Genomic DNA, 535 nt, shown 5'->3' with positions numbered 1-535 from the left:
CACCCGAGTGAGGTCCGGATGAGGCCACCGTAACGGTGGTCGAATCTGGGCTTCGCAAGGGGGCTTAAGTCGTAACAAGGTAGCCGTAGGGGAATCTGCGGCTGGATCACCTCCACAGATCGGGACCAACCCTCTGGGTTGGCCCACCTTTCCGTACTTCGAGGACACGACGTGTGTCGACGACGCCCGACCGGGCGCTTAAGAACCACCAGGGCTCTGACTCCGACTCGATGCTGGAACGCACCACACACGAGAGCGTGGCGTGGCGCGTTCGGGTTCGACTCCCGACCGAGTCAATATCATCAGACAATCGGTCTGAATCGCTCCCCTTAAGTGTGGGACGAGGAAACGATTGGCTGAAGACAAACCGATGCACCACTCCGTGCAAGCGTGAGTGGGAAGGGTCGAACGCGCGCCAGGCCACCCCTGGGGCGTGTGATGAAACCGTGTGTAAACGCAATCCAGACGTCCACTGGACCTGTTTACAGGTACAGTGTAACCATATCATAGACGTCCCACTCAGCGTGGCTACTTT

1 rRNA gene is annotated in these 535 nt (G+C 58.7%); it reads left to right on the top strand.

Annotated features, from left to right (window positions below):
• A 16S ribosomal RNA gene (locus ACSC1P_RS22095) occupies window positions 1–115 on the top strand; the annotation flags it as partial.
• Window positions 116–535: the final 420 nt, after the last annotated feature.

The sequence above is a fragment of the Haloarchaeobius caseinilyticus genome, assembly GCF_051207395.1.
GTDB lineage: Archaea > Halobacteriota > Halobacteria > Halobacteriales > Natrialbaceae > Haloarchaeobius.
The sequence above is the reverse complement of the archived record's forward strand: the minus strand, read 5'-3'. Positions and strand labels throughout refer to the sequence as shown.